18 protein-coding genes are annotated in these 24,766 nt (G+C 62.7%); 9 read left to right on the top strand and 9 right to left on the bottom strand.

Going from position 1 to position 24,766, the window contains the following annotated elements:
* Positions 1-138 precede the first annotated feature (138 nt).
* From BJD99_RS09605 to ilvA, 3 genes are all read left to right on the top strand, one after another.
* On the top strand, positions 139-573 hold the full coding sequence (locus BJD99_RS09605; RefSeq protein WP_084346602.1) for a nitroreductase family deazaflavin-dependent oxidoreductase: 435 nt from the start codon (positions 139-141) through the stop codon (positions 571-573).
* Positions 574-718: 145 nt separating this feature from the next.
* Positions 719-2,779 carry an FAD-dependent oxidoreductase gene (locus BJD99_RS09600; protein WP_084346601.1) on the top strand — a complete coding sequence of 687 codons (2,061 nt, stop codon included), beginning with the start codon at positions 719-721 and terminating at the stop codon, positions 2,777-2,779.
* A gap of 112 nt (positions 2,780-2,891) precedes the next feature.
* On the top strand, positions 2,892-4,253 hold the full coding sequence (ilvA, locus tag BJD99_RS09595; RefSeq protein ID WP_084346600.1) for a threonine ammonia-lyase IlvA: 1,362 nt from the start codon (positions 2,892-2,894) through the stop codon (positions 4,251-4,253).
* Here the strand turns inward: ilvA and BJD99_RS09590 are convergent.
* A complete protein-coding gene (locus BJD99_RS09590) occupies positions 4,241-4,777 on the bottom strand; it encodes a TetR/AcrR family transcriptional regulator (protein WP_084346599.1) in 537 nt (178 codons plus the stop codon). The genes ilvA and BJD99_RS09590 overlap by 13 nt on opposite strands.
* A 112-nt stretch (positions 4,778-4,889) precedes the next feature.
* Here BJD99_RS09590 and BJD99_RS09585 point away from each other — a divergent pair, with 112 nt between their 5' ends.
* Positions 4,890-6,410: an MFS transporter gene (locus BJD99_RS09585; protein ID WP_084346757.1), complete on the top strand. Its 1,521-nt coding sequence runs from the start codon at positions 4,890-4,892 to the stop codon at positions 6,408-6,410.
* A gap of 35 nt (positions 6,411-6,445) precedes the next feature.
* Here BJD99_RS09585 and treZ read toward each other — a convergent pair whose 3' ends face one another.
* From treZ to msrB, 6 genes are all read right to left on the bottom strand, one after another.
* Positions 6,446-8,197 carry a malto-oligosyltrehalose trehalohydrolase gene (gene treZ, locus BJD99_RS09580; protein ID WP_179142281.1) on the bottom strand — a complete coding sequence of 584 codons (1,752 nt, stop codon included), beginning with the start codon at positions 8,195-8,197 and terminating at the stop codon, positions 6,446-6,448.
* Between the two features lie 15 nt (positions 8,198-8,212).
* Positions 8,213-10,567, bottom strand: coding sequence for a malto-oligosyltrehalose synthase (treY, locus tag BJD99_RS09575; protein WP_084346597.1), 2,355 nt, complete (start codon positions 10,565-10,567; stop codon positions 8,213-8,215).
* A gap of 3 nt (positions 10,568-10,570) precedes the next feature.
* Positions 10,571-12,847, bottom strand: a complete 2,277-nt coding sequence (gene glgX, locus BJD99_RS09570) for a glycogen debranching protein GlgX (RefSeq protein ID WP_084346596.1) — start codon at positions 12,845-12,847, stop codon at positions 10,571-10,573.
* Positions 12,848-12,880: 33 nt separating this feature from the next.
* A complete protein-coding gene (locus tag BJD99_RS09565; RefSeq protein WP_084346756.1) occupies positions 12,881-15,007 on the bottom strand; it encodes an acyltransferase family protein in 2,127 nt (708 codons plus the stop codon).
* A 186-nt stretch (positions 15,008-15,193) separates the two neighbouring features.
* Positions 15,194-15,712, bottom strand: coding sequence for a peptide-methionine (S)-S-oxide reductase MsrA (gene msrA / locus BJD99_RS09560; protein ID WP_084346595.1), 519 nt, complete (start codon positions 15,710-15,712; stop codon positions 15,194-15,196).
* On the bottom strand, positions 15,709-16,188 hold the full coding sequence (gene msrB / locus BJD99_RS09555; RefSeq protein ID WP_084346594.1) for a peptide-methionine (R)-S-oxide reductase MsrB: 480 nt from the start codon (positions 16,186-16,188) through the stop codon (positions 15,709-15,711). Before msrB ends, msrA begins: the two co-directional genes overlap by 4 nt.
* A gap of 174 nt (positions 16,189-16,362) precedes the next feature.
* Between msrB and secA2 the strand changes: the two genes are divergently transcribed.
* On the top strand, positions 16,363-18,672 hold the full coding sequence (gene secA2 / locus BJD99_RS09550; RefSeq protein WP_084346593.1) for an accessory Sec system translocase SecA2: 2,310 nt from the start codon (positions 16,363-16,365) through the stop codon (positions 18,670-18,672).
* Here secA2 and BJD99_RS09545 read toward each other — a convergent pair.
* Positions 18,669-19,256, bottom strand: coding sequence for a TetR/AcrR family transcriptional regulator C-terminal domain-containing protein (locus BJD99_RS09545; RefSeq protein WP_084346592.1), 588 nt, complete (start codon positions 19,254-19,256; stop codon positions 18,669-18,671). The two genes, secA2 and BJD99_RS09545, sit on opposite strands and share 4 nt — an antisense overlap.
* A 114-nt stretch (positions 19,257-19,370) precedes the next feature.
* On the opposite strand from BJD99_RS09545, the gene bioB reads away from it, so the two are divergent.
* Both bioB and BJD99_RS09530 read left to right on the top strand, forming a co-directional pair.
* A complete protein-coding gene (gene bioB / locus BJD99_RS09540) occupies positions 19,371-20,384 on the top strand; it encodes a biotin synthase BioB (RefSeq protein ID WP_084346755.1) in 1,014 nt (337 codons plus the stop codon).
* A 125-nt stretch (positions 20,385-20,509) separates the two neighbouring features.
* Entirely contained in the window at positions 20,510-21,259 is a 750-nt protein-coding gene (locus BJD99_RS09530) for a DUF2567 domain-containing protein (protein ID WP_256895571.1), read from the top strand.
* On the opposite strand, the gene BJD99_RS09525 is transcribed toward BJD99_RS09530, so the two are convergent.
* Positions 21,242-21,937 carry an NUDIX domain-containing protein gene (locus BJD99_RS09525; RefSeq protein WP_084346753.1) on the bottom strand — a complete coding sequence of 232 codons (696 nt, stop codon included), beginning with the start codon at positions 21,935-21,937 and terminating at the stop codon, positions 21,242-21,244. The two genes, BJD99_RS09530 and BJD99_RS09525, sit on opposite strands and share 18 nt — an antisense overlap.
* A 151-nt stretch (positions 21,938-22,088) precedes the next feature.
* Between BJD99_RS09525 and nadA the strand changes: the two genes are divergently transcribed.
* Positions 22,089-23,135 (top strand): quinolinate synthase NadA, encoded by a 1,047-nt coding sequence (nadA, locus tag BJD99_RS09520; RefSeq protein WP_084346752.1) that lies wholly within the window; start codon positions 22,089-22,091, stop codon positions 23,133-23,135.
* On the top strand, positions 23,132-24,766 hold the full coding sequence (locus BJD99_RS09515; protein WP_256895570.1) for an L-aspartate oxidase: 1,635 nt from the start codon (positions 23,132-23,134) through the stop codon (positions 24,764-24,766). Before nadA ends, BJD99_RS09515 begins: the two co-directional genes overlap by 4 nt.

Here is a 24,766-nt window from a genome sequence, read left to right as displayed (position 1 = left end):
CGCATTCTTGTTCAGGGTATACGTACCCAAGGTTTCGGGCTACCGAACTTCGGTGTCGGGTATTCCCTGTCACTGCGCAACCGGGAAGAAAGTCGGCACTGGTGGCATGGGGGCACGAGTAGGTGTTGACTGGATGCCATGCCGTTGACAGGGGAATACGAACCGAGCACCTCCGACTGGGCCCGTAAGCAGGCCGAACTTGTCGAGGAATCGGGGGGAACGCAAGGCACATCCATGAATGGAATGCCGGTAGTTCTGCTGACCACCAAGGGGAACAAGACGGGCAAGCTCCGTAAGACACCGTTGATGAGGGTCGAGCACGACGGTGAGTACGCCGTCGTTGCGTCATTGGGCGGAGCTCCGAAGCATCCGGTCTGGTACTACAACGTGGTGGCCGATCCGAATGTCGAATTGCAGGACGGTACGGACAAGGCCGACTACGTAGCGAGGGAGGTCACCGGCGAGGAAAAAGCGGTGTGGTGGGAGCGCGCTGTTGCGGCGTACCCCGACTACGCGGATTACCAGAAGAAGACCGATCGCGACATACCAGTCTTCGTTCTGAGCCGGGCCTGAAACCTGCCGGTAGCAGTTCGCATTTCGCCGTGGAGTCCCGTTCATCGAGAGCGATTCATTGTCACGGCGCAAAGCGAATTATCGTCTACTCGTGACCCGCAACCAAACTTTCCCGCACCTTCTCGCCTCCGGGACCATCGGTCCTATGACCGTTCCGAACCGCGTCGTTCTTCCCGCAATGGATATGAACCTCAGCCATGACGGTGAAATCGAGAGTGGCGACATCGATCATTTCGTCGCGCGTTCGGCCGGCGGAACCGGGCTGATCATCACCGGATGCTGCGCTGTTGCCTACCCGGTGGGATGCACCAGCCGCAAGGAGCCGGGGCTCTCGGAAGACCGGTTCATCCCCGGAATCAAGGCGCTGGCCGACGCGGTGCACGCCACTGGCAGCAAGCTGTGCGTGCAGATGACGCACCACGGCAAGGTGGCGCGAATCGACACCCTCGACGGCCGACCGCAACTGGTGCCGTCCATGCCGAAGCCTCCGAGTGACATGAGTGCGATGGCCGATTGCACGCCCGAAGAACTGGGCAAGATGGGTGCTATCAACGAGGGCAAGAAGGCGACCTACCACGAAGCCACCAAGGAAGATCTGGATTGGCTGGTCCGCATGTTCGCCGAGGCTGCCGGACGGGTGAAGGCAGCGGGCGGCGACGCCGTCGAGATTCACTGTGCCCACAACTACGTCCTCGGGGCCTTCCTGAGTCGGTACACGAATCAGCGCAGCGACGAGTACGGCGGTTCCTTGGCGAATCGGGCTCGCCTGACGTGTGAAGTTATTCGGGCGGTCGAGGCGGAGGTCGGCGATTCGCTCGCCGTCATCGTGCGTTTGGCCGGTCAAGAGTATGGCGAAACCGACGGGCTGACCGTCGACGAAGCCGTTGCGGCCGCAAAGATGTTCGAGGAGGCCGGCGCTGACGCCATCCACGTCACCGGTACCGCACTGAACGCTTTCGCCAACTTCACCGACGGCCCCCTGCCCGACAAGGTCGGCTTTTACACCGATAATGCAACGCGAATCAAGCAGGCGATATCGATCCCCGTGATCACCGTCGGACGTATGCTCCCCGACGTCAGTGAGAAGATGATCGCCGAAGGACGCACGGACTTCGCGGCGATGGGTCGCCAGCTGCTCGCTGATCCGGACTTGGTGAACAAGCTCGAGGCCGGAACGCCGGAGCGCGTCCGTCCCTGCATCAATTGTTATGTGTGCGTTCAGGAGAACTTCTGGGACGAGACTCCGTTGTGTGCGGTGAATCCTGCCCTCGGTGACGAAACACTGCTTCCATTCGTGCGTACCGCCACCCCGAAGCATGTGGTCGTGGTCGGGGCCGGCCCCGGTGGACTCGAAGTCGCCCGTGTCGCCACCGAGCGTGGACATCGAGTTACGGTCGTGGACAAGGCCGATCGGCTCGGCGGCACGCTGTGGTTCTCGAGCCTTACGACCCCGGACAACGGGCGTTTACTGAAGTGGCTCGAATCGGAGACCTCGCGGCTGGGCGTCGATATCCGGTTGAACACCGAGGCGACGGTCGCTTCCATCAAGGCGCTCGACGCCGACGTGGTCGTCGTTGCCACCGGTGCTGTGCGTGAGCGGCCCTCCGTTCCCGGTGGCGATCTCCCGCACGTGCACACCGGCGATACGCTGCGTGCCTTGATGACCGGTGCCGGTGACACTTCCCAGGTGCCGCCGTTCCTGCGGACGATGGCCAAGCTGGGTAAGTTGTCCGGCATCACCAAGCGTCCTGCTCTCATCCGCGCCGTGACCCGCAAGTTCCTGCCGATGGGCAAGAACGTCGTCGTGGTCGGTGGCTCGCTCGTGGGGCTCGAGCTCGCAGAGTTCTTGGCCGAGCGTGGACGGAATGTGACGTTGCTCGAAGAAGGGCAGCAGCTCGGCGTGCCGATGGCGATGCCGCGTCGCTGGACTGCGGTTCGTCATGCGAAGGAGCACGGTGTGGTGATCCACCGCAACGCGACCGTGCAGCGAATCACCAAGGACCACGTCGAGTTCCGAGTCGGTGACCAGACGTTGACCGCGCCGGCCGCCATGGTCGTCGTCGCTTCGGGTGTTTCGGCGCAGGCTCCGCTCGCCGAGGCGCTGGCGGGTGTAGTTGCCGATGTGCAGGTTGTGGGTGACGCTGTCTCGGTCGATTACATCGAGGGTGCGATTCATACGGCCTGGAAAGTCGCTACGGCTCTGTAAGCCACGGACTGCAGCCGACCTCGAGGTGATCGGGGTCGGCCGCAGCGGGTCTTCGGAAGCGCAATGGATGCCCGGTTCGAATCGGGAACTGTGCTGGTGGCAGCATGGACGAGTGTCCAACTCGCCTGATGTAGTCGTAGCCAACAGTCACACGTTCGCAGTCACTGCGGACGATATCGACACGGCTGCGCGACGAATTTCGGGCGTGGTGTCCGCGACGCCGTTGCAATACTGCGAACGACTCTCTGCTGTTACCGGTGCGCAGGTCTATCTCAAGCGCGAGGACCTGCAGATCGTTCGCTCGTACAAGATTCGCGGTGCCTACAATCTGATGGCGCAGCTGAGCCCTGAGGAGTTGGCGGTGGGGGTAGTGACTGCCAGCGCCGGGAACCACGCGCAGGGTGTGGCGTTCGCGTGCCGTTCGATGCAGGTGCACGGCCGGATCTATGTTCCTGCCAACACTCCCAAGCAGAAGCGTGACCGCATCCGCGTCCATGGTGGTGAGTTCGTCGAACTGATCGTCACGGGGGATACCTTCGATGCTGCCAGTGCCTCTGCCGCGGCAGATGTCGCGCGAACAGGCGCAACAATGGTTCCACCGTTCGACGACGCACGGACGGTGGCAGGGCAGGGAACCATCGCAGCCGAGATCATCGAGCAGCTCGGTGCCGCACCGGACACCGTGGTCATGCCGGTGGGTGGTGGTGGCTGTATCGCAGGCATCTCGACGTACCTGCGCGAGCGCTCCCCGGCGTCCGCATTGGTCGGTGTTGAGCCCTCCGGAGCCGCATCGATGACGGCCGCACTCGTCGCAGGCGGGCCGGTGACGCTGGCGGAGATCGATCCCTTCGTCGACGGCGCCGCAGTTCGTCGGATCGGTGACGTGCCCTACGCGGCGCTGCAGAACCTGGGTGCCGAGGTTGTCTCGCATGCGTCGCTGCCGCTCATGGCTGTGCCTGCTTTTCGGCCGGGAACCCTCGACGCCGGCCCGTTTCTCGTCACGCAGATCGACGAGGGGGCCATCTGCACGGCCATGCTCGATCTCTATCAGAACGAGGGTGTGATTGCCGAGCCCGCCGGCGCGTTGAGTGTCGCTGCGCTGCATCAGATTTCGGTTGCGCCGGGCAGTACTGTGGTGTGCCTGATCTCCGGCGGCAACAATGATGTGTCGCGATACGGCGAGATACTCGAACGTTCCCTTGTGCACCTCGGACTCAAGCACTACTTTCTCGTCGACTTTCCGCAGGAACCAGGCGCACTTCGTCGTTTTCTGGACGACGTCCTCGGCCCGGACGACGACATCACCCTGTTCGAGTACGTCAAGCGAAACAATCGTGAGACCGGCGCGGCGTTGGTCGGCATTCAACTCGGGGTCGCGTCAGGGCTCAGTTCGCTTCTCGAACGTATGCGCTCGTCTCATCTGCAGGTCGAGCAGTTGGAGCCCGGAACACCCGCATATCGCTATCTGACGTGATCGGTTCCGAGTAGCCGTTCGACGACCTGTTGATGCAATGTCGGGTCCACCGGCGGCAGATTCAGTAGCGCGCCCAGGTAGATGCCGTCGCCGACGAGTCGCACGATCTCGGCGTGCACCGGGTCGTCGATCTCGGCCTGGAGGCTCTCGTCCCAGAGTCGCATCATGTCGATGACGGCTTGTTGTATCTCTCCAGGCTTGCCGTCGACGCTGCGCAGTACGGCGAGGGTCGAGCGGTAGAGTGCCGTTTCCTTGTCCGAGATCGATCCGGGTGGCTGCAGATACCAGTGGGCGACGGTGGATCCGCCACGTTCGGCTTCGGCCCTTTGTTCGTCCGAACGCTCACCGAGTCTGCGGACCATGGCGGCGATCATCGCGTCCTTGGTGTTGAAGTGGTAGAGCAATCCGCCCTTCGAGACCCCGGCCGACGCGGCGACACTCTCGAGCGTCACCTTTGTCGACCCTTCGTCGAGGAGCAGTGTCTCGAGTGCGTCGAGTATTCGATCACGTGTGTCTGACGACATATATATCACTGTACCGACTGGACGGTGCACTGCTATTCTGGGTAACTGTACCGTCTGGACGGTCCAGTCACAAGGTTGTCGAACCGAGGAGAAGTTCGTGAACGAGTCGAGCATGCCCAGCATGCAATCCGCCCCTGACCGGCGGGCCACCACACAGGACTGGCTCGGGCTGGTGGTGCTCGCGTTCGCGGTGCTTCTGATCGCGGTCGACGGCACTGTGCTCGACCTTGCGCTGCCGTTCATCAGCTCCGACCTTGCGCCGACCAGTAATCAGCTGCTGTGGATCATCGATGTCTATTCGTTCGTGTTAGCAGGTCTACTCATCACGATGGGCACTCTCGGTGATCGGATCGGCCGTCGTCGACTGTTGCTCATCGGTGCTGCTGGATTCGGCATCGCATCGGTTGTTGCTGCATTCTCCGTCAGCCCCGAGATGCTCATCGCAGCACGGGTTCTGCAGGGCGTATCCGGTGCGACACTGATGCCTGCGACTCTGGGCCTCATCAGAACGATCTTCACCGACTCGCGTCAACGGATCATGGCGATCGGGATCTGGGGCGCTATGGCGGGCGGTGGTGCTGCCGCTGGTCCGCTCGTGGGGGGGTGGCTTCTGGAGCACTTCTGGTGGGGATCTGTGTTCCTCATCAACATCCCGGTCATGCTGGTGCTGATTGCGCTGGGGCCGCTGGTGATCCCAGAGTCGAAGGATCCGAACCCGGGCAAATTCGACCTCGTGAGCTCTGCCTTGTCTCTGGCTGCGCTCGTGCCCTTGGTTTTCGCAGTCAAGGAGACCGCGACCCATGGTTTCGATACGGTCAACGCCGTCGCTGCAGCCATCGGTATCGCTGCAGGTATCGCGTTCGTGAGGCGTCAGCGCACGCTGGAATCACCCATGATCGATCTTCGGCTCTTCGCCAAGCCGGCGTTCTCGACGGCGGTGTTCACCAACTTCCTGTCGGTGTTCGCGCTCGCCGGAGTCCTGTTCTTCGGCGCCCAATATCTACAGCTCGTCCTGGGAAACAGCCCACTCCAGGCCGGACTGCTGCTACTCCCGGGCACAGTCTCGAGCATCGTGACCTCCTTGATCGCGGCCTACCTGGTGCGCATCTTCTCGCCGGGGACGGTGCTCGGAACCGGGTTGGCCGTCGCTGCAGTAGGCGCGGCTCTGCTGATCGGACTTCGTGCCGACGGTGGACCCGGACTGTTCATCGCCGGCTTCGTCCTGGTCGGTGCCGGCGCTGGTACAGCGCTGACCCTCACCTCGGACCTGGTCGTGAGCGCGGTCGAGCCCGAGCGTGCAGGTGCGGCGTCCGCAGTATCGGAGACCGCGTACGAACTGGGCATCGCGCTCGGCGTTGCCATTCTCGGAACGGTCGTCATGTCGTACTTCCGCCGAGGCCTCGACGTGTCCGGGCTCGATCCGGTTCAGGCGATCTCCGCCCAGGAGACACTCGGTGGATCGGTTGCCGTCGCCCACACGCTTCCTACCCAGGCCGCCGAACTTCTGTCCGAGTCCGCTGACGCGGCATTCATCAGCGGCATGCACGCTGCGTCGGTGGCTACCGCTGTAGTCATGGCTGCCACTTCGATTGCGGTATTCGTGCGGCTGCGAGGCACCACAACGCATGCGTGACGGGTCGGCTCAGCTAAGCCTGTCGACGGTGTCGTTCACGACTTCGTCGCTGCAGGCACGTTGGCTGCGAGGATCGTGAACGAATGGCCAGGGATGGTTGTGGCCGAACCTGTTTCGTCCGAGGTCGGCGGACTCCAGGACAGGAGAGGGATGCCGCCGACCGGGACCGTCACCTCGTGCGGTGCAAGGTTGCAGGCCAGCCGAAGCGATCCGCGGTGCAGTACGATCCAGCGTTCGTCCTCGTCGTAGTCGACGGAAAAGTTCTCGAGCCATGGATCGGTCAACTCTGAGTATTCACGCCGTAACGACAGCAGATCGCGGTAGATCTGCAGTAGCTGCGCGTGATCGCCGGTGCCGAGTTCGGACCAGTTCAGTGTCGATCGCTGGAATGTCTCCGGGTCCTGAGGGTCGGGAATGTCCGCGCTGTCCCAACCGTGCGCGGCGAACTCCGCTTTGCGGCCCTCAGCAGTAGCCTTACCCAGTTCGGGCTCGGGGTGTGAAGTGAAGAATTGGAACGGCGTCGATGCGCCCCACTCTTCGCCCATGAACAACATCGGTGTGTAGGGGGAGGCCAACACCAATGCGGCCTTGACTGCCAACTGGCCGGGTTCGAGATAGAAGCCCGGTCGATCACCGATCGCACGGTTGCCGATCTGATCGTGTGTCGTGGTGTACGTCACGAACGAACTCGCCGGAATTCGGCGGGTGTCGATAGGACGGCCGTGTGTCCGGCCACGGAAGCTCGAGTACGTTCCCGCATGAAAGAACCCATGGCGAAGGGTCGTCGCCAACGTCTGCAGTGAACCGAAATCTCCGTAGTAGCCCTGTCTTTCACCGGACACCGCAGCGTGGATGGCATGGTGAATGTCATCGTCCCACTGCGCATCCAGGCCATAACCGCCGCCGGACCGCGCAGTGATGAGGCTGGGGTCGTTGAGGTCGCTCTCAGCGATCAGAGTCAGTGGGCGTCCGAGATGAGCCGACAGTCGGCGTGTGTCCACTGCCAATTCTTCGAGCAGGTGGACGGCAGTGTGGTCGACGATGGCATGGACTGCATCGAGACGGAGACCGTCGATGTGGAATTCGGAGAACCATCGAAGCGCGTTCTCGACTGCGTAGCGCCGCACCGGCCCCGAATCGGCCTCGGAGTAGTTGATCGCTTGGCCCCACGAATTGGACCCCTGAGCGAGATACGGTCCGAATCGGTCGAGGTAGTTGCCGGATGGGCCGAAATGGTTGTAGACCACGTCGAGTACCACTCCGAGTCCCCGTCGGTGGCAGGCATCGACGAAGCGCTGCAACCCTTCCGGCCCACCGTACGGCTCGTGAACGGTGTACCAGAGCACACCGTCGTAACCCCAGTTGTGGGTGCCGTTGAATCCGTTGACCGGCATCACCTCGACGAAGGTGACACCGAGGTCGACGAGGTGGTCGAGTTTGGCGATGGCCGCGTCGAATGTGCCTTCGGGAGTGAAGGTTCCGATGTGCAACTCGTACAGTGCGCCACCGGGCAGTTGACGGCCGGTCCATGTCGAATCGGTCCACTTCGACTCGTCGACACTGTGCAGCTGCGAGGGAGCATGCACCCCGTCCGGTTGACGCGGCGAACGGGGATCCGGAATCACGGTGTCGTCCTCGTCGAGGAGGAACCCGTATCGGCTGTCCGGCCGAGCCTCCTTATCGGTGAACCACCAACCGTCGGACCGGCGCTCCATGTCGTGGACGTCGCCGTCCAGATGCAGTCGAACCTTCTCGGGGGTCGGTGCCCACACTTGGAAACGGTGGATCATGGGTGCAGCTCCTCAGTTCTCGCGTACCAGTAATGCCACGGGCAGCGAAGCGAAAAGCACCTCCGCTGAAATCTCGCCCGTGAATACGGAATCGGTCAGACGATCGCGCCACTGTCCGTCGGGGAGTACCACCGCTGTCGATCCCCAACCCTGTGATGCGAGTGTCAGCGAATGGCGGGTGGCAAGCGCGATCACATCAGGTTCGGCGAGTACCGATCCTCGGGCGAATCCGAGAACGTGCGTTGCAGCGGATCCGACGGCGTAGACGGGTGCGTAAGTTCCACCGACGAAACTGTCGGGCCGCTCACGCCGGAGTCGGAGGGCGGTGCGGACGATATGAAATTTCGCCGTACCACTGCCGTCGACGACGGGTATGCCGGTGTCTGCGAGGTGTTCACGACGCACCGAGTAGTCGACGGGACGCCGATTGTCCGGGTCGACGAGCGAATCGTCCCACAGTTCGGTGCCCTGGTAGACGTCGGGCACACCGGGCCCGAGAAGGTGCAGAAGCTTTTGTCCTAGTGCGTCGTTGCGGCCGTGGGGATCGAGCCGCGAGACCAGCATGCTGACCGATTCAGCGATCGACCCCGCCGTGATGGAGTCGAGCCAATCGTGGACCGAGGCTTCGAATGTCGTTTCGACGTCGTTCCATCCGGTGCGGAGACCGGCTTCGCGGACGGCTTTTTCGGCATAGGCGTGCAGACGTGCTCGAAATTCTTCGGTGATCGTGCCGTCCGCGGGCCACACGCCGAATACGTTCTGCCACAGGAACAGTCCGGTTGCCCCATCCGGGCTCGGCGCGAGCAGTTCCCAGTCTGTCAAGCATCGCGCCCAGAGTTCGGGCGTCTGCGACAGCACGCCGATGCGGGCGCGAACATCCTCTCCACGCTTGGTGTCGTGTGTGGACAGCGTCGTCATCGCGGCGGGCCACCGGACTGCTCGATCCGCGGATGCGAGATGGAACTGCGCTGGGCTGATACCGAATTCGGCGGGATCACCGCCGACCTCCTGCAGCGAGATGAGCCGCGTCGCGCGATAGAACAAGCAATCCTCGACGCCCTTGGCCGTCACGGCCCCGCAAACCTGCTCGAACCGCACGGCTGACTCGGTGCCACGAATCAGCGCGGTCGTCACCGCATCGAGGCCTGCTTCGAGGGCCGGGTCGCTCGCGCTGACCTCGCCGACGACTCGAGCGACGGTGCCGGCCAGAGGGCCGTAATCGGATCTGTAGTACGGCATCCGAGCCACCAGGGCGACCACCGCAGCGCTGATGTCCTCGTGAGAGATGGCTGTCGAAGACTCGCGCGCGATCGCACGGCTCAGACGAGAAACCTCGGGTGCGAGATCGCCTTGTGCGACAGAGATTTTCAATGCCCGCTCGGTCTCGTGCAGCCATCTCGCATCGTTGACCACACCCGTGTAGACCCGCGACAGCTCGCCGAGTGCCTCCGCGCCGTCCGGGTCGACGAACACCCCACCGAGATCGGCAAGAGCGTCGTATCCGGTGGTTCCGTCGACCGGCAGAGACTCGTCCAGGGGTTCGCCGCGCGCGAGGATCTTCTCCACTACCAGCCAACGGTCCGGCCCGATCACCTCGCGGAGTTCGGTCAGATAGCCGGCTGGATCGGCGAGGCCGTCCGGGTGATCGACTCGCAACCCGTCGACGAGCCCGTCCGACATCCAGCTGCTCACCTGCTGGTGGGAGGCTGTGAAGACGTCGTAGTCCTCCTGGCGAAGTCCGGCAAGACCGTTGACCGAGAAGAATCGTCGGTAGCCGACCAGGCCTGCCTTCCAACTGACCAAACGGTAGGCCTGACGGGCGTGTACTTCCTCCGCATTACCGTTCTCGGTTCCCTCGGCGATGGGAAACCTGTGTTCGTAATATGCGAGCAGAGGCTTCTCACCGGAGACGTCGATCACCAGTTCTTTCGTGTCCTCTTCGGATCCGAGGACCGGCAGGGCGATTTTTCCATCGGTGCCGTTGTCGCTGCGCCAGTCGATGTCGAACCAGTCTGCATAGTCGGAATCTCTGCCGCGAGCGAGAACATCCCACCACCAAGCGTTCTGCTGTGGGTCCTCGACACCGACGTGATTGGGCACGATGTCGACGACGACGCCCATTCCCCGTGCGTGAAGCTCGGCCACGAGCGCCTCGAATGCTGCCCGACCACCGAGAGCGGACGAGATCGTCTGTGGATCCACGACGTCGTACCCGTGCGTCGACCCTTCGGTAGCGCTCAGGATCGGAGAAAGGTACGCGTGGGTGACGCCGAGATCGTCGAGATAGTCGACGAGGTCTCGGGCGTCGTCGAGAGTGAATCCATCCCCGCGCAGTTGAAGTCGATACGTGCTGGACGGGATCGGCATGGGTCAGTCCGTCTTTCGTAGAACGAGGAGTGACCGGGCGGCCACCTTGACCGGTGTACCCGCTTCGATGACATTCTCACTCACCCCGGTCGGCGTGGCAGTGTCGAGTGCGACGGTCCATTCCTTCGCGTAGTTCCCATCGGGTGTGACGAACTCGATGCTCTCGTGATGTGCGTTGAAGCACATCAGGAACGAGTCGTCGACTACTCGTTCGCCTCGCTGATTCGGTTCGGGGATGCCCTCGCCGTTGAGGAACACCGTCAGGCTCTTGCCGAATCCGCTGTCCCAGTCCTCGGGCGTCATCTCCTCGCCCGAAGGCGTCAGCCACGCGATGTCGCGTGCCTGCTCACCGCTACGAATCGGTCGACCCTCGAAGAATCGACGGCGGCGAAACACCGGATGGTCGTTGCGCAGCGCGATGGCATTGCGGGTGAACTCGATGAGGTCGGCATTGGTCTCGGCGAGCGACCAGTCCATCCACGCCAACTCCGAGTCCTGGCAGTAGACATTATTGTTGCCCTGCTGCGTTCGGCCGAGTTCGTCGCCGTGCGCAATCATCGGCGTGCCCTGGCTGAGCAACAGCGTGGCCATGATGTTGCGGACCTGGCGACTGCGGAGTTCGAGAACCTCGGGGTCGTCGGTCGGGCCCTCGACGCCGCAGTTCCACGAACGGTTGTGACTCTCACCGTCGTTGTTGCCTTCGCCGTTGGCCTCGTTGTGTTTGTCGTTGTAGGACACGAGGTCGTTGAGCGTGAAGCCGTCGTGGGCGATGACGAAGTTGATGCTCGCCCCTGGGCGACGTCCCGTCGCCTCGTACAGGTCCGAGGATCCGGTCAATCGCGATGCGAACTCACCGAGAGTGGCGGGTTCGCCGCGCCAGTAGTCGCGCACGGTGTCGCGGTACTTGCCGTTCCACTCGGTCCACAAGCCAGGGAAGTTTCCGACCTGATATCCGCCTTCGCCGATATCCCACGGCTCGGCGATCAGTTTGACCTGACTGACGACCGGATCCTGTTGCACCAGATCGAAGAACGCGCTCAGACGGTCCACGTCGTGGAGTTCACGTGCCAGCGTCGACGCGAGGTCGAAGCGGAAACCGTCGACGTGCATCTCGGTGACCCAGTAGCGCAGCGAATCCATGATGAGCTGCAGGGTGTGTGGATGCCGGGCGTTGAGGCTGTTACCGGTGCCGGTGTAGTCCATGTAGTGCTGTTCGTCGCCGTCGACCAAACGGTAGTAAGCGGCGTTGTCGATGCCGCGAAAGCTGATGGTCGGGCCCATGTGGTTGCCCTCGGCGGTGTGGTTGTAGACCACGTCGAGAATTACTTCGATGCCGGCAGCATGGAACGCCCGAACCATCGCCTTGAACTCCGTCACTGCGCCACCGGCGGTGGGATTGGACGAGTAGTCGGCGTGCGGTGCAAGGAATCCGAAGGTGTTGTAACCCCAGTAGTTTCGTAGACCTTGATCGAGCAGGGTCTGATCCTGCATGAATTGGTGGACCGGCATCAATTCGATCGCGGTGATCCCGAGGTTCAGCAGGTGGTCGATGATCGCCGGGTGCGCCAGCCCCGCGTACGTGCCGCGAAGCGACTCCGGGATGTCGGGATGTGCCACCGTCATACCTTTGACGTGGGCTTCGTAGATGACCGTCTCGTGGTACGGGCGTTTGGGCGCTCTGTCGGACTGCCAGTCGAAGAACGGATTGATCACCACGCTCGTCATGGTGTGACCGAGGGAGTCGTACTGCGGGAAGTCCTCGCGCGGCGAATCGTCGTGCGCGATCGGCTCCTCTTCGATTACTTCGCCGTCCGGATCGTCGAGATCGGTCTCGTCTTCGAAGGCTGTGCCGGCGCTCTGCGCCACCGGTTCCGCGGGAATGTCGGCTGCGGCTTCGGGGACGTCGAGGCTGTAGGAGAACAAGGAGCGGTCACCGTCGAAGTCGCCTTCGAACGCTTTCCCATACGGGTCGAGGAGCAGTTTGCTCGGATCGCACCGGTGCCCGTTGCTCGGATCCCACGGTCCATGAACGCGGAATCCGTACTTCTGCCCGGGTACCACCGAGGGCAGATACCCGTGCCAGACGTAACCGTCGGACTCCTCGAAACGGACTCGAGTTTCGGTGCCGTCGTCGGCGATCAGGCAAAGATCGACAGCGTCGGCGACCTCGGAGAAGAGTGCGAAGTTGGTACCTGCACCGTCGTAGGTTGCTCCCAGTGGATAGGCGGAGCCCGGCCAGACTGCGATCTCGAGTGTTTCGGTGGGAGCGTCCTCAGGCATGGGCCAACCTTACTGTGGCCCGGTGCAACCGGCTCACCACCAACCGGTCGCCGACGCAATCTGCCGACTCAACTCGGGGGTCAGAGTGCGAACGTAGGTTGCGGTGAGGTGGTGCTCGTCGCGATAGACGAGGACGTTCCCCTGGATCACCCGGCATACCGGACCGTCGCACAATGCGTTGGAAAGGTCGAGTAGATGTACCGCTGGGTAACGGAACGACGCGGCCAGCGCCGGGTCGAGTGGGGACAAAGCGTTCTGGCGGGGCACTCCGCACGAGGTAGCAGTGCCACCTTCGGCCAAACAGTCGGCCGCTCGGTACGCAACGCCGTCGCGATCGAGCCATGGATTGTCGCGGATGCCGAGAACCGGTACTCCGTGATCAGCCAACTGGGCCCACACCTGTACGTACGAATCCGGGGTGAAGTCGCCGGGGCCGTCGGGGCGTGGGCGCGTCGAGTTGGAGAAGACGTAGTCGGGTTTGCTTCGCTCGATCTCGCCGAGAACGGAGTCGGTCCAGTCGAGACAACCGGGGTATTCGCTGTCGCCGAGCACCGGCATGCTTCCGACGGTGAGTGGACAGCCCATCTTCAGATAGGTGACGACGCGGAAACCCTTCTCGCGTCCCAGTTGATCGAGGGCGGTGATCCAATGTTCGGCGTGCGAACCTCCGGCCAGGGCTATCGTCCGTTCGGCCTCCTTGTTCCCGTACTCGCAGCTGATGACATCACGGGTATCGAAGTCCGCGATGCATCCCTCGATCGTCGTGATGGGGAGGTCTGCGGGAGCGGAGAACAATGCGGGTACTACTTCGGCGTCCTCGGCGAGTGCGCCGTCGGTGAGGACGAGTGCGCCCGGATGCGTCGATGCATCGACTATGGCGCCGGCTTGCAGGTCAGCGACGGAGCGGTCGATGTAATAGTTCCATCCGACCGAACCACAGACCACGACCGCTGCCGTCGCTGTTGCCACGACGGTGATCAACACCTTGGGAATCGACGGTCTCGGCGCTTGCAAGGGCTTTTCGACCAACCGAACTGTTGCCATTGCGAGAAGTACCGACAAGCCGACGACGACCAAACCCAGAGTCGGGCCGGCGGATGGCTCGCCGGTCAAGAACAGTGCGAAGATCAGGATCGGCCAGTGCCACAGGTACAAGGGGAAGGCAATCGAGCCCAGCCACACTCCGAACCGTGTGCTCATCAGCCGCGCGACGGGGGTCGCCGGGCCGGCGAGAATCAGCGCGACGGTCGCCGAGACGGGCACCAGCGCCCACGGGCCGGGGAACTCCCGGACGCCGTCGAGAACGAACCCGCACAAGGCGATGGCCGTCAGTCCGGCGAAGGCGAGCAGCGTACGCGCCGACCGACCGACCCACGACTGCCCGTCTCGCCATCCGTGTGCCGGACGATCACGGGCTTGGCGGACCGCGAACAATGCTGCGATTGCAGCTCCGACCAGGATCTCCCACAAGCGTGCTCCGGTGTCGTAGTAGTTCCACGACTGCATTTCGCTGGCACCCTCGGCTGCATAGACGAAGGACAGGAGCGCGGCACCTGCGAACAACAGGAGGTAGAGACCGGCAGGCGGGCTCATCTTCCGCCCTCTCCAGGAGCGACGGACGATCCAAGCGAGGCCGAAGACGACGGTGATCGCGAGCAGATAGAACTGGAACTGCACGGCAACGGACCAGAGATGTTGAACCGGGCTGACACTTTGGTCTGCTGCCAGATAGTCCTGAGCCGTCCAGGCAAGTTCCCAGTTCGTGTAGAAGAACACAGCAGACATCAGCTGATCGCCTACGTCGGCCCATCGAGTGCGGGGCAGAAGAGTCAGGGTGGCAACGGCGACTGCAGCCAGAACCACCATCAGCGGGGGGCCGAGTCTGCGCAGAATTCGCCGAACCCGTGTGATCGGATCGATACTTCCGCCGGAGTGCGCGGTGCGAATGAGCGAGGCAGTGAAGAAGAAGCCGCTCAACGTCAGAAAGACGTCGACGCCGCCGGAGACCCGTCCCATCCAGATGTGGAAGACGACGACGAGGGCGATAGCGATCCCACGAAGCCCGTTGAGATCGACTCGCACGTCGGAGGTCGAGGTCGGGCGCGGTGGGGCCGTCGCCTTGTTCTCGTCGCCGGCGAGAAATTGGGGCTGGACATGCATGGGAAGTTGAATGCTCCGACTTTTCGGCGGTACTCGGTCGTTGATGAGGCCTGCTCGCGCCACGATACTGGTCCACCTCACCAGACGAGCAATCAGCGGATCGTCACCGGGATTTCGAGTAACGCGCCTTCACGTGCAGTGGCCCCGAGCTCGAGCTCGGGGCCACTGCACGTGAAGATGTAGTCGTCAGCTGGTGGCGGCTTCGCGGTGCGGAAGCTTCCAGCCGGGACGAACGAAGTGACACGTGTAGCCACTCGGGTAGTTCTGCAGGTAGTCCTGGTGCTCGGGCTCTGCCTCCCAGAACGGTCCGGCCGGTTCTACTTCGGTGACGACCTTGCCCGGCCACAGACCCGACGCATCTACATCGGCGATCGTGTCGAGGGCGACGCGCTTCTGCTCCTCGCTCGTGTAATAAATAGCCGAGCGGTAGCTGACACCGACGTCGTTGCCCTGACGGTTCTTGGTGGAGGGGTCGTGGATCTGAAAGAAGAACTCCAGGATATCGCGGTAGGAGATCTGCTCCGGATCGAAGACGATTTCCACAGATTCGGCGTGGGTTCCGTGATTGCGGTAGGTCGCGTTGGCGACGTCACCCCCGGAGTATCCGACGCGAGTCGAGGCCACGCCCGGCCGATGCCTGATCAGTTCTTGTGCTCCCCAGAAGCAGCCTCCGGCGAGGATGGCGGTCTCGGTAGATGTAGTCACTTCTGCGCTCCTTCGTCTGAACTATCTTCGATGCTGTCGAACTGTGCGCGATAGTCACCGTAACCCTCGGCTTCGAGGCGATCGAGGGGGATGAACCGGAGCGCTGCCGAGTTCATGCAGTACCGCAAGCCACCGTCGACCTTCGGACCATCCTTGAAAAGGTGTCCCAGGTGAGAGTCGCCGGTCGCAGACCGTATTTCGGTGCGCACCATCAGGTGGCTGAAATCCCGCTTCGCAACCACATTCTGCGGCTCGACGGGCTTGGTGAAACTGGGCCACCCGGAGTGAGACTCGAATTTGTCCGCCGAGGAGAACAACGGCTCGCCCGTTACGACGTCCACGTACAGACCGCGCTCGTGGTTATCCCAGTATTCGTTGTCGAAAGCTCGCTCGGTGCCGTTCTTCTGCGTGACTCGGAACTGCTCGGGAGTCAATCGATCGAGTGACTGCTCGTCCTTGCTGTACGAATGCGACATCTTCTCGTCCTTCCTGCGGTTCTCTTCGCTGAAGAACCCCGTTGAATCAACAACTGGGTCTTTGCATAATTCCCGTGTCCTCCGGTTCACCCGGCCGGGCTTGCCGCTTCAGTAGGCTGGGAGAAAGAAGTGCCGAGGCACCGTTGATTCTTCTTCGTAGGTAGGGATTGGTAGATGGCATTGGGTTCTGATCGACTTTGGCGAGTACTCGGCCGTTCGGCGCAGAAGGGTCAAGCTCGCTCGCGAAGTCGGGTGGACCTGGCGTCCGAGCACGAGGACTGGGCGCGCGGTCTCACCGACTCCGAGCTCACCGCGGCGGCGACATCGCTTCGCGTCGACAAAAGCGAAGACCTCGATGTTCCGCGCTACCTGGCGCTCGTTCGTGAAGCGAGTGATCGCGCTGTCGAGCTACGGCCTTTCGACGTTCAGTTGCTCGCCGCCGTCCGAATGATGGCGGGCGACGTGGTCGAGATGGCAACCGGTGAGGGAAAGACGCTCGCGGGCGCGGTCGCGGCAGGCGGATACGTGCTCTCCGGCCGTAAAGTGCATGTCATTTCCATCAACGACTTCCTCGCCCGACGCGACGCCGCCTGGATGGCTCCGTTGTACGAGATGCTGGGGCTGACGGTCGGGTGGGTCACCGAATCCTCGACGTCCGAGGAACGGCGGAAGGCGTATGCCTGTGACGTCACGTATGCCTCGGTCAACGAGATCGGATTCGACGTTCTTCGTGACCATCTGGTCGACGACATCGCCGATCTGGTAGCGCCGACCCCTGATGTCGCGCTGATAGACGAGGCCGATTCGGTACTCGTCGACGAAGCACTCGTTCCCTTGGTCCTTGCGGGATCGGTACCGAAGGATGTGCCCGCGTCGAAGGTGTTCGAGGCAATTCGCGGCTTGGCGAAGACCGCCGATTTCGACACCGACGCCGACGGCAGAAATGTCTTTCTCACCGACGAGGGCGCAGCCCGGTTGGAAAAAGAATTCGGCGATATAGATCTGTACTCCGAGGAGCACGTCGGTACCACTTTGGTTGCGGTCAACGTGGCACTGCATGCGCAGGTTCTTCTCCAGCGTGATGTGCACTACATCGTCCGGGACGGGAGGGTCCAGTTGATCAATGCATCTCGTGGGCGCGTCGCGGAGTTGCAACGGTGGCCGGACGGTCTTCAAGCGGCGGTCGAGACCAAGGAAGGACTGAAGCCGACGGAGACGGGGGAGATTCTCGACACGATCACCGTGCAGGCTCTGATCGGTAGATATCCGACGGTGTGCGGAATGACCGGCACTGCGCTTGCCGCCGGTGAACAGCTCAAGAAGTTCTACGGGCTCGGTGTCTCGTTGATTTCGTCCAACCAGCCGAACATCCGAATCGACGAGCCCGACCGTGTCTACGACACTGCCTCGAACAAGAACGCGGCGGTGGTGGCCTTCGTGAAGGAGGTTCACGAGCGCGAACAACCGGTTCTGATCGGTACTCACGACGTTGCCGAATCCGAGGACCTGGCCGAGCAACTTCAGAAGCAGGGCGTTCCGGTCGTCGTATTGAACGCGAAGAACGACGCCGAGGAAGCGGGCGTCATCGCAGCTGCCGGCGTGATCGGAGCCGTCACGGTGTCGACTCAGATTGCCGGACGAGGAACCGATATCAAGCTTGGTGGGCCCGGTTCCGACGCGAAAACAGCCAAAAACCGAGTAGCCGAACTCGGCGGGCTGCTCGTGGTCGGAACCGGTCGGCACACGACCGAAAGGCTCGACAATCAACTTCGTGGCCGCGCAGGCCGCCAGGGTGATCCGGGACGTTCGGTGTTCTTCTCCAGCTGGGAGGACGACGTCGTGACGGCGAATATCGGACCCAAGGAGCAGCCCAAGAAACACGACGACACCGGGCTGATCACTTCGGCGGGTGTTGCCGGAAAGATCGACCATGCGCAGCGAATAGCCGAGGGCACGATGCTCGAGGTGCATTCGCGGACGTGGCGGTACAACCAGCTCACCGCTGCGCACCGCGACATCCTCGACCGTCGACGTACGACGCTGCTCGCTAGCGCTGAAGCGTTGGAGCTTCTCGCATCCGTTGCACCGGACCGTGCTTCGGAGCTCCGCGCCGAGGTATCGGAGGACACACTGGTCGTGGCAGCGCGTCGAATCGTGCTGTTTCATCTCGATCGGGCGTGGTCGGACTACTTGGCACACCTCGCCGATGTGCGCGAGAGCATCCACCTGCGCGCACTCGGTCGAGAGAATCCATTGGACGAATATCACCGCATCGCTGTCGAGGCGTTCAAGACCGTCTCGGACAAGGCGATGGAACAAGCTCAGGTGACGTTCGAGACGGCCGAGATCACATCCGAGGGAATCGATCTCGACAATGCGGGTCTGCAACGCCCAACGTCGACCTGGACGTACATGGTGCACGACAACCCGTTTGCCTCGAGTGCGGGCAACAGTGCCGGGCTGGGCGCCGTCTTCGGCGGCTAGAGCCGCGCGGAGGCACCCAGATTGTGCCGGACTCCGTCGATGAACAGCCCCAGGCCGAAATCGAATCTGCTTGTCGAATCAGGACTTTCGAACAGCGGGGACGCCTCTTCGGTGAGGGCGCCGACGGAGTCCATCTGCATACGTGACTGCTCGTCGACAGTCTGGCCCAGCACGTAATACAGCAGCGTGTCCGCAGTGAGCTCGGCGTCGCTGCGGCTCGAACCTGCTCGGATGCAGACTGCGGCGAGCCGCTCGCGAACCCGGTTGGTGGTCAGTCGCGACGCATAGGTCGCGGCAACCAGTTCGGCGCCGTCTCGGCGTGAAAGCAAGGCATCGCGCAAGCGGTGGGCAAGTTCGCGCACCTGCTCATCCCATCCGGTACGGGTCGGGGGTGCATCGACGTCGGTGAGAAGGTGATCGGCGATCGCGCCGAGCAGTGTCTGCTTGTTGGGAAAGTGCCAATACAGCGCGCCGGGTTGGACGTGCAGAGACGTTGCCAGCCTGCGCATCGTCAAATCGCCGAGCCCGTATTCGTCGAGGATCGATATCGCGCCGTCGAGGACGTCCGCTCTCCGCAGTTGCACTCGGCACTCCTGTTCTTCGGTTCGGCTTTGACAGTATCCGACCGCCAGCATAACCTGAACGCCGTTCAACTTGAACGGTGTTCAATTATGCCCGTACGACCTAAGGAGCAGTTCGTGACCCAGATATCTGTGCAGTCCGACATTGTCGACAGAGCGCGTGCGCAAGTGCTCGAGAACGGTGAAGGGCTTACACAGAGCCAGGTGCTCGAGATTCTTCGGTTGCCGGAGGAACGGTTGGAGGAAGCACTGGCGCTGGCGCACGAGGTGAGAATGGCCTGGTGTGGACCCGAGGTGGAGGTCGAGGGGATCATCAGTCTCAAGACCGGCGGCTGCCCCGAGGATTGCCATTTCTGCTCCCAATCAGGCCTGTTCGAGTCGCCGGTTCGCGCTGCGCGCCTCGACATTCCCTCCCTCGTGGAGGCTGCCAAACAGACGGCCAAGTCCGGAGCCACCGAATTCTGCATCGTCGCGGCCGTTCGCGGTCCGGATGAGCGACTGCTCGCCCAGGTGGCAGCGGGTATCGAGGCGATTCGCAACGAAGTCGACATCGACATCGCGTGCTCACTCGGGATGTTGACCCAGGAGCAGGTCGATCAGCTTTCCGCCATGGGAGTTCATCGCTACAACCACAATCTCGAAACTGCCCGCTCGTATTTTCCAAAGGTTGTCACCACCCATACGTGGGAAGAGCGTTGGGGCACATTGGAAATGGTGCGAGCGGCAGGAATGGAGGTGTGCTGCGGAGGGATTCTCGGGATGGGGGAGTCGCTGGAGCAGCGAGCGGAGTTCACCGCGGATCTGGCTGCTCTGGAGCCGGACGAGGTGCCACTGAACTTCCTCAATCCGCGACCGGGCACTCCGTTCGGAAACCTCGACGTACTTCCGCCGTCCGAGGCACTTCTGGCTGTTGCCGCATTCAGGCTGGCGCTGCCGAGGACGATTCTTCGATTCGCCGGTGGGCGCGAGATCACCTTGGGTGACCTCGGCGCGCAGAAGGGCATTCTCGGCGGTATCAACGCCGTGATCGTCGGCAATTACCTGACCACTCTGGGACGGCCTGCGGAGGAAGATCTGGACCTCCTCGGAGAGCTTCGGATGCCGATCAAAGCCTTGAATTCGACCATCTAAGGTAAAGGCGTGACTACCGATCAGCGCTACAGCCTGCACACGGGAAAGCCTCTGATCCCCGGTGTGGACGAGACCGTCACCGAGGCGGCTCGGCTAGGTCTGGAACCGCCACGGTTCTGCGCCGAGTGTGGTCGACGCATGGTGGTGCAGATTCGTCCGGACGGATGGACCTCGAAGTGCTCGCGTCACGGATCGAACGACTCCGCGACTTCGGGAAGGCGATAGGGCCAGTGGAATCGACGATGGAATCGGACCGCGCCACCTTCGACGGGGGTGCGGCACCGATACCTCGGTTCCGGATCTTGGCCATCACTGTCGCCGTTGCTGTCGGGGTCGGCGCTCTCGCCGGCGTGTGTTGGGCACTTGCGGCCCCGGCGGAACATCTCGTCGTTCTCGCACCCGGACGGGGTGCGCCGTTGACCGGCGAGAGCCTGCACCGGTTCGATTCGGTCGCCATCTTCTTGTGCATCACCCTCGTCGCAGGTGTACTTCTCCCGGTCGGATTCTGGACGTGGACCGAGCGCCGCGGCCCGGCAATGGCACTGGGGTTGGTGCTGGGGTCCTTGCTGGGGTCGGCAACGACGCTGGGCCTCGGGGTATGGATGTCCGGAATCCTGCACAGCCGACCCGACGATCCCGCCGTCGGATCCGTTGTGGCGCGGGCTGCAGGCATGGAATCCCCGCTCGTGCTGATCGTGCAGGCTCTGGCGACCTCGTTCGTCGTACTTCTCCTTGCCGCCATGAACCCGCACGACAATCTTCGATTCACGCTGCACGACGAGGAACCGGAGCCCGGAGCGAATTCTGTCGCCGAGGGCAGGGCTCCGGGTCCACTGTGGAACGACGAACCTTCTGATCTAACTGGGCGGGCGTAAAGCGGCGAACTCGTCGGTGACGCGCAAGGAAGCGTCGGCGAATCTGTAGAGAGCGGGTGGACGACCTCCTGCCTTGCCCGACGGCGAGGTCTTGCCCGTTGCCTCCAGTACTTTTCGACGCCCGAGTACGCGCTGGAGATTTGTCGCATCCACCTGGTAGTCGAGGGCAGCGGCGTAGATCTCGCGCAACGTGGACATGGCGAATTCGACTGGCGCAAGCGCGAATGCGATGTTGGTGTAGGAGAGTTTCGCGACCAATCGCGTTCGTGCGTGTCGGACGACTGTCCGATGGTCGAAGGACATGTCGGGAAGCCGCGCGACCGGATGCCACTCGGTGTCTTCCGGCAGTTTCGGATCCGTGGAGATCGGGACCAGGCCCAGGAAGGTCGAGGCGATCCGTCGGTCTCCGGGTACCCGATCGGGGTCGCTGAAGATGGACAGTTGTTCGAGGTGGGCGACTTTTCGGACGTCTACCTTCTCAGCGAGCTGGCGGCGAGCGGAGGAGGGGAGGTCCTCGTCGGATTCGAGGACGCCGCCGGGCAGCGACCATGAGCCCAGTTCCGGCTCGAGTGCACGCTGCCAGAGCAGGACTCCGAGTTCGGGGCTCTGGCCTGCGGTGAAGGTTCGAACCTGGAACACCGCGATGAGTACTTCATGGACGGTGCTACGATGAATCATGTTTTCGATCATAAGTCGAAAACCCCATCATAGGAAATCCGGACTTTTCGGGCCGGATGATCGGCGAAGGAGTTCCGCCATGACGAGCAGTGCAACCGGCTACGAGACCAGTGGCTCCACGGCCACTGCTGCGACGGCCAGTGCGTCGACAATGAGCGGCTCCAAGCAGCTGGAATCGAGCTGGGCTGGAGTGTCCGACATCGTCGACGGACCGGGTGGATACGGCGGCGTGGAGCCGACGCAGGAGTGGGCGGCCGAGATCAAACGGCTTGCGCGCCTGCGGGGAGCCACCATTCTGGCTCACAACTACCAGGTTCCCGCCATCCAGGACATCGCCGATCACGTCGGGGATTCGCTGGCACTCTCGCGGCTGGCCGCGGAGGTTCCGGAAGACGAGATCGTCTTCTGCGGTGTGCACTTCATGGCGGAGACCGCCAAGATCCTGAGCCCGAACAAGACCGTCCTCATTCCGGATCAGCGTGCCGGCTGCTCGCTTGCGGACTCCATCACCGCCGAGCAGCTGCGCGAGTGGAAGTCCGACTACCCGCACGCCGTAGTCGTGTCCTACGTCAATACGACCGCAGAGATCAAGGCACTGACCGATATCTGCTGCACCTCCTCCAATGCAGTCGAGGTCGTCGAATCGATCGACCCGAGCCGTGAAATCCTGTTCTTGCCGGACCAGTTCCTCGGTGCGCACGTCAAGCGGATCACCGGTCGAGAGAATCTCCACATCTGGGCAGGCGAATGTCATGTCCACGCCGGCATCAATGGTGACGAACTCGCCGAGAAGTCTCGAATGCATCCCGATGCCGAACTGTACGTCCATCCCGAATGTGGTTGTGCCACATCGGCTCTCTACTTGGCAGGCGAGGGTTTCGTCACGCCGGACAAGGTCAAGATTCTCTCCACCGGCGGGATGCTCGACGCCGCACGCACCACCGGCGCCAAGCAGGTACTCGTTGCAACCGAGATCGGCATGTTGCATCAACTGCGGCGTGCAGCGCCGGACGTCGACTTTCAGGCAGTCAACGACCGAGCATCCTGCGGCTACATGAAGATGATCACCCCGGCTGCATTGCTGCGCTGCCTCGTCGAAGGTAAAGACGAAGTGCATGTGGATCCCGAGACCGCACACATTGCGAGTAAGTCCGTGCAACGGATGATCGAGATCGGTAACCCCGGCGGCGGCGAGTGACACTGTCCTTCGAGGGGAGGGCCACGCCGGTCTCGATCACGTGGGAGGCGTCGGCCGATCTCGTGGTGGTCGGCGGTGGCGTCGCGGGCCTCAGTGCAGCAATAGCAGCCGGCCAGCGGGGACTGCGGGTCATCACCGTGAGCAAGGGCGGTTCGGCGGACACCGCGACGCAGTACGCCCAGGGCGGGATCGCAGTCCCTGGTTCGGGCGCCTCCGGTGATTCCATCGACGATCACGTTGCCGATACCTGCGTGGCCGGAGCCGGCTTGTGCGACGAGCCTTCGGTTCGTTCCATCGTCTCCGGGGGTCCCGACGCAGTAGCGGCGTTGGAAGCCTTGGGTGCGGTCTTCGACCGAGGCGCCGACGGCACGGTGGCGCGGACGCTCGAAGGCGGGCACTCGAGAAGTCGGATCATTCATGCGGGAGGTGATGCGACCGGTGCCGAAGTGCAACGGGCGCTTGATGTCTCGGGGCAAGCTGTATTGTTCGGTACCGCTGCCGTGTCCGTGCTCACTGCGCGAGGTGAGGTCAGTGGACTGCTCGCATCCTCTGCCGAGGGATTGGGCGTGATCCATTGCCCTGCGGTACTGGTGGCCACTGGTGGAGTGGGTCAGTTGTACTCGTGCAGTACCAATCCGCCGGGCTCGACTGCCGACGGAATTGCCCTCGCGCTCGCTGCCGGTGCGGAAGTGTCGGATCTGGAATTCGTACAGTTCCACCCGACGGTGCTGTTCGCTCCAGGCTCGGAGGGACGACGACCACTGGTCAGTGAAGCTGTACGCGGCGAGGGCGGGCACCTGGTCGATCTCGACGGCATCAGGTTCATGGGCGGTGTCCATCCGCTCGGGGACCTGGCTCCACGCGATGTGGTCTCGCGAGCTATCGCCGAACGACTGCGCATCACCGGGACCGACCATGTTCTGCTCGACGCACGCGCGATCCCCGGGTTTTCCAGACGGTTTCCTACCGTCACCGCCTCATGCCATGCAGCCGGAATCGATCCAGCCGAGCACCTGATTCCGGTCGCCCCCGCGGCGCACTACTCCTGCGGTGGCATCGTCACCGATGTGTGGGGCCGCACCACTGTGCCGGGTCTTCTCGCTGCAGGCGAGGTGGCACGAACTGGTCTTCACGGCGCAAACCGATTGGCGTCGAACAGTCTTCTCGAAGGACTGGTCGTCGGAAGACGTGCTGGAACTGCAGCCCTGGAACGAGTCGGCAGCCCCCGCGTCGATGCCGAACCCGCCCTGCCGTCGATGCGCACAATGCCGCGACGAGAACTACAGGCTCTGATGACCGAGCACGTGGGAGTGGTCCGCGATGAAAACGGCCTGGCCCACACGGCGTCGGTGCTGGGCTCGGCTGTGGACGCGGCATGGACGCACACTGCACGCTCCCGCGATGCCGTCACTCTGATCGAGGATGCAGCACTCACGGTGACCGCATCGGCAGTGGTGAAGGCAGCAGCTGCTCGATCCGAAAGTCGTGGGTGCCATACCCGTCTAGACCATCCAGCACCTTCGGATGCACTGCGGCACAGCACGCGAATTCGTCAGGCCGAGGACGGTTCACTCGAATTCGTATTGTCTTCCAACAAGATACGGCCGCCGGCCATGACAGGAGTGAGTTGA

The organism is Rhodococcus sp. 1163 (assembly GCF_002091985.1).
Classification (GTDB): domain Bacteria; phylum Actinomycetota; class Actinomycetes; order Mycobacteriales; family Mycobacteriaceae; genus Rhodococcoides.
Note: the sequence above shows the minus strand (reverse complement) of the source record. Positions and strands in the feature narration are given on the sequence as shown.

Coding starts and splice junctions, on each gene's coding strand:
- BJD99_RS09525 (WP_084346753.1), bottom strand. CDS start 21,937: ATGATTCATCGTAGCACCGTCCATGAAGTACTCATCGCGGTGTTCCAG.
- msrB (WP_084346594.1), bottom strand. CDS start 16,188: ATGTCGCATTCGTACAGCAAGGACGAGCAGTCACTCGATCGATTGACT.
- nadA (WP_084346752.1), top strand. CDS start 22,089: ATGAGCGGCTCCAAGCAGCTGGAATCGAGCTGGGCTGGAGTGTCCGAC.
- BJD99_RS09585 (WP_084346757.1), top strand. CDS start 4,890: ATGCCCAGCATGCAATCCGCCCCTGACCGGCGGGCCACCACACAGGAC.
- glgX (WP_084346596.1), bottom strand. CDS start 12,847: ATGCCTGAGGACGCTCCCACCGAAACACTCGAGATCGCAGTCTGGCCG.
- BJD99_RS09565 (WP_084346756.1), bottom strand. CDS start 15,007: ATGCATGTCCAGCCCCAATTTCTCGCCGGCGACGAGAACAAGGCGACG.
- BJD99_RS09590 (WP_084346599.1), bottom strand. CDS start 4,777: ATGTCGTCAGACACACGTGATCGAATACTCGACGCACTCGAGACACTG.
- treY (WP_084346597.1), bottom strand. CDS start 10,567: ATGCCGATCCCGTCCAGCACGTATCGACTTCAACTGCGCGGGGATGGA.
- BJD99_RS09605 (WP_084346602.1), top strand. CDS start 139: ATGCCGTTGACAGGGGAATACGAACCGAGCACCTCCGACTGGGCCCGT.
- secA2 (WP_084346593.1), top strand. CDS start 16,363: ATGGCATTGGGTTCTGATCGACTTTGGCGAGTACTCGGCCGTTCGGCG.
- BJD99_RS09600 (WP_084346601.1), top strand. CDS start 719: ATGACCGTTCCGAACCGCGTCGTTCTTCCCGCAATGGATATGAACCTC.